Source organism: Chitinophagaceae bacterium (genome assembly GCA_030053935.1).
GTDB lineage: Bacteria > Bacteroidota > Bacteroidia > Cytophagales > JASGCU01 > JASGCU01.
Genome location: JASGCU010000115.1, coordinates 1,468 through 6,364 on the forward strand (window position 1 = coordinate 1,468; position 4,897 = coordinate 6,364).

The 4,897-nt window shown below is 33.1% G+C and carries 4 protein-coding genes; all 4 read left to right on the forward strand.

Annotation, left to right across the window (positions count from 1 at the left end):
- Window positions 1-15 precede the first annotated feature (15 nt).
- The 4 genes from QM536_09200 (at window position 16) to QM536_09215 (ending at window position 4,874) form a co-directional block, all read left to right on the forward strand.
- Window positions 16-2,253 (forward strand): DNA methyltransferase, encoded by a 2,238-nt coding sequence (locus QM536_09200; protein ID MDI9357184.1) that lies wholly within the window; start codon window positions 16-18, stop codon window positions 2,251-2,253.
- Window positions 2,254-2,458: 205 nt separating this feature from the next.
- On the forward strand, window positions 2,459-3,178 hold the full coding sequence (locus QM536_09205) for a DivIVA domain-containing protein (GenBank protein MDI9357185.1): 720 nt from the start codon (window positions 2,459-2,461) through the stop codon (window positions 3,176-3,178).
- A gap of 8 nt (window positions 3,179-3,186) precedes the next feature.
- Complete coding sequence (gene folB / locus QM536_09210; protein ID MDI9357186.1) at window positions 3,187-3,570, forward strand: dihydroneopterin aldolase; 384 nt, start codon at window positions 3,187-3,189, stop codon at window positions 3,568-3,570.
- 134 nt (window positions 3,571-3,704) lie between these two features.
- The gene (locus QM536_09215) at window positions 3,705-4,874 is read left to right on the forward strand and encodes a hypothetical protein (GenBank protein ID MDI9357187.1); all 1,170 of its coding nucleotides are present in this window, start codon (window positions 3,705-3,707) and stop codon (window positions 4,872-4,874) included.
- Window positions 4,875-4,897: the final 23 nt, after the last annotated feature.

A 4,897-nucleotide genomic window follows, 5' to 3' on the forward strand; every position in this document is an offset into this window, starting at 1 on the left:
TGAATACATAATACAATGACAGCAGAAAAATTATTTGGACAGTTGGAATTCAAGAGAATAGCCACTGAACCTCACTTTAAAGAAGACAGCGTAAGAGAAGTGATAATACTTCCCATAATAAAAGAACTTGGCTATACACCCGAAAATATTGTCCGCAGCAAAGCACTGCAGCATCCGTTTTTGAAAATAGGCAGTAAAAAAAGACCCATTACACTCGTGCCTGACTATGCCCTCAAGGTAGAAAATAATTTTGCTTGGGTATTAGATGCAAAAGCTCCCAATCAAAAAATCATACATAGTGACAATGTAGAACAGGTGTATAGTTATGCAATACATCCCGAGATTAGAAGTAATTATTTTGCACTTTGCAATGGCTTAGAGTTTTCTGTATTTAGAACCGCAGACACAGGAAATCCCATTTTATTTTTTCAAATGGAGAATATTACAGAGCATTGGGAAGCATTGAAATTATTACTTGCTCCCACCAGTTTTCAAGTTGGTAAAAACTTTGTTTACGAACCGAAAGCTGCTTCTCAAAAAGAATTTGATTATCAGAATAGACCTCTTTTGGAAGAAATACCCGTGAAAAAACAAGCAACAAGAAGGCACTTTGGAGTTCATGGCTATTTCACAAAACAAACATGGAATGTAGTTGCGGAATACATAAAGAATTTTAGTAAACCGGGAGATTTAGTTCTTGACCCATTCGGAGGGAGTGGTATCACTGCTGTGGAAGCATTGATGAATAATAGAAAAGCAATCAATATTGACCTCAATCCCATGGCTATTTTTTTAGTGGAATCCTTAATTGCCCCCGTGAAGCAAAACGAATTAGCCCAAGCATTTCATGAAGTAAAAGAAGAATATAGAAACAAAGAACCAAAAACCAAAGAAGAAATTAAAAAAGCATTACAAAAATATGCAGGTCCCAAACCTCTTCCATTACCCAAAGGATCAGATGTAAAAACCGCTGCCCAATTATTTAATGACAAACAAACAGCACAATTGGGACTGCTTAAATCAATTATTTTAAAGCAAAAAAATGAAAATATACGAAAATCATTACTACTCATGTTTTCGGGTTTAATAACAAGAATGAATTTAACTTTTCATAATTCAACCTATTCAAAGGACGGGCAAGGAGGGAATGCTGCTGTCTTTCAATACTATAGATACCGTGTTGCACATACTCCAACAATTTTAGATTTTTTACATCATTTTGATCTCCGTTTTAAAAAAATAAGCGAAGCCAAAAAAGAAATGGAATACTTTATTAATGAAAGAACCATTTCCAATGCACAAGTAATCAGAGGCACAGCCACCAATCTAAAATTCATTCCGAAGGAAACGGTAGATTATATTTATACCGACCCCCCTTATGGCAAGAAAATCCCTTACTTAGACCTATCAACCATGTGGAATGCCTGGCTTGATTTAGAAGTAAGCGAGCAAGACTTTAAAGAAGAAGCCATAGAAGGCGGAGAACATAATAAAAGTAAAGAAGAATATAATCAACTAATCGCACAGAGTATTCAAGAAATGTACCGTGTATTAAAATATGATAGATGGCTTTCTTTTGTCTTTGCACACAAAGACCCCGAGTTTTGGCATCTGATAATAAATACTGCAGAACGTTGTGGTTTTGAATATGTAGGTGCAGTTCCGCAAAAAAATGGGCAAACAAGTTTTAAAAAACGACAGAATCCCTTTACAGTTTTATCGGGGCAACTCATTATAAATTTCCGTAAGGTTCGAAATCCAAGGACAATAATGAAAGCAAATTTAGGAATGAACACCGCAGAAATTGTAATGCAAACCATAGAAGGAATTATTGCAAAAAACAACGGAGCAACTTTAGAACAAATTAACGATGAACTTATCATTAAAGGATTAGAATTAGGATTTCTTGACTTGCTTAAAAAAGAATATTCCGACTTAACACCTATTCTCTTAGAAAATTTTGACTATAATGATACAACAGAAATCTTTACCATCAAAAAAAACACAAAATTCAAAACACATATAGACGTAACCCTGAGGATTAAGTATTATTTAATAAGCTATTTACGCAGAATGGAAAGAGAAAAGAAAACATCTCACTTTGATGAGTTAGTGTTAGCAATTATGCCTCTTTTGAAAAATGGTATAACACCCGAACATCAAACTATATTAAATGTGTTAGATGACATAGCAGAACGAGTGGGAGAAAATGCCTGGAAACTAAAACAACAAGGACAAGCTACCTTCTTTTAATGGAATAACAGAATCTCTTTATAAACCACAAATGCTCTCTTTTTTTTCTTTCAAAAAAAAATGTATTCAAAAATATATTAATAATGAAAAAATACATATAAAAATATAAATACTATTCCCAAAAATATTATGTTTAGAAACATATTACGTACCTTATACAAAAAACATATTGTCAACTAAAAATCTCTCTTAAAAAATAATTTTTATGAAAGTCACACCCATTGAAATAAAACAGCAAACCTTTGAAATTACTTTTAGAGGATACGATAAGACCCAGGTACACCAATTTTTAGAAGCATTGGCTTTAGAATGGGAATTGCTTATTATACAAAATAAAGAATATAAAACGAAAATTCACCAAGCGGAGCAAGAAATAAAACGGCTTCGAGAAGTAGAAGCTACCCTTGTTGGTATTATTAAGAACGAGGAGCAAAAAAACATCTACCAAATAAATAAACCGAGTGAATCAGAACTCATTCTCAAGGATACAAATGATATTGCTGAAAAAATACTCCAACAAGCAAGAGAAAAAGCAAAAGAAATAGTAACAACAGCAGAAAACGAAGCAGAAAGCACCATAGAACAATCCCATAAAGCCCTTGCTTTCATAAAAAAAAACTACACCCTTATTCAAAATCATAAAGATTATATCCTGAAAGATTTACGAAATCTGTATTTAAAAATAAACGATGGAATTGAAATAATAGAACAATTAAATCCCGAGCCACCTCTTGTTTCTTATAGATACACAGACACCGATACAATACATATACAAAAAGAAGAACTCCTGTTAGAAAAAAAAAACACAATACCATCTGACCCTTTTGAAAATACCCTCGACGTAAAACATACAGATGAAATGGAAACAAAAAAACAGATACAGAAACATAATCCTAAAACCCTCTCTTTTTTTGATACCATATAATTCCATATATGAAATACTCTATTCAACTGAATACTATTCAACTAAAAGCCTCTCACGGCGTCTATGAATCTGAAAAAAAATCAAAAAACAACTTTGAAATAGATATTTCTCTCCAAGCAAACATAACAAATGCTCTTCTCAGTGATGATATCAAGGACACTATAGATTATGTGAAAGTATATAACACCATACAAGAGCAAATGCATGTCCCCGTAAATCTATTAGAACACCTCGCTTATAAAATCATACATTCCCTATTCCAATTAGACCACCGAATAGATATTATAAAAATACATATATCCAAATTGAATCCACCCATCGGAGGAGATTGCCTCTCTTCCTCTGTATGTATAGAAATAGAAAGAAAATGCTTTGTATCTTTGTTTCCCTAACTTACCCTACAAGAAAATTATTGTATTACTTAACCCAACCTTTTTAAAAAAAATACGTATTGTTAAGTATAAATGAATATACATCATATTCATTGAAAAATAAATAAATTATTATACATTAAAATTATAAAGTAATGACAAGGTTAAAAAGTAAATTTTTAGTAGTGAATTGCTCTTTATGGGCAATTTTAGTAAGTTGTGAAAAGATGGAAAATATTACGCCATCAGATAGCTATTCTCAAAGCACGTCTCAAAATAGTATTCTTTTTGGGAATGTAGAAAATAGTACTTCAAATGATAAACTGTTAGCAATAGGACAAACCTCCGCAGAATTAGCAAGCGGTGTATCCCTGAGTACAACAGAGTATTCACAAAATGAAGTATTATCTTTAGAAGACGCTACATATAGACAAGGTGGAAAAAATGGAAAAGGCGATGGAAACCATGGAAAAAAAGGACACCATGGAATACAAAATATATTCTCCATAGATGGAGTTTCTCTCCTCACACCTAATGACACCCTCTTAGCAATAGTAGAATCTGAATATGCAGGCGATTTAAGAGGACTGCACGGATTTCAAAGAACAGGAGCTACTATAACACATTACGATGCAAGTGGTAATGCAGTAATATTACCCGTAGGAACTATAACAAAAGGAAAAGGGCATAGTCACAGTGGAAAACTCTACCCAAAACATGATTCTCTCTTAGCAACAATCGCTAAAACAATCATAGATTACGGAACAACAGGAATAACTACTACTTTTGGAACCAATGCTCTTACTAAAAAAGGTTCTATTGTCATCACCAGAACAGGAGATGTAAATAATCTTACCGAATCAGTAACATTTAATAACTACTCTGTAAATGGAATATCTATAAGCGGTTCTAAAACAAGAGTCAATACCTACTCTCAAACAGGAACCACAATAACCGGATCTTCTACCACCAATAGCACTCATACTATAACCCTTGCAAGTGGCACAGTATTAAATCTCACAGGCAGTAAAAACAGATCTTCTAATATTACAGTAGATGCAAATAATAAACCTGTAAGCGGAACCATAGTATCTCAAGTAAATACATCGGTAACATACTCTGACGGAACAGTATTATATTCTTATAATACCAGCAAACCCATAACAGAAGACGTATCCTGCACCACCCGTAAAAAACCTTCCAGTGGAACAGTAGCAATTAAATACCTACAAAATAACATATCCATAGATTTTGGAGATGGAACTTGTAATAACACCATAACAATAGTAGTAAACGGTGTAACTACCACTAAAACAGTTAATTAAAAAAACCGTAAAAGGTGGAAGAA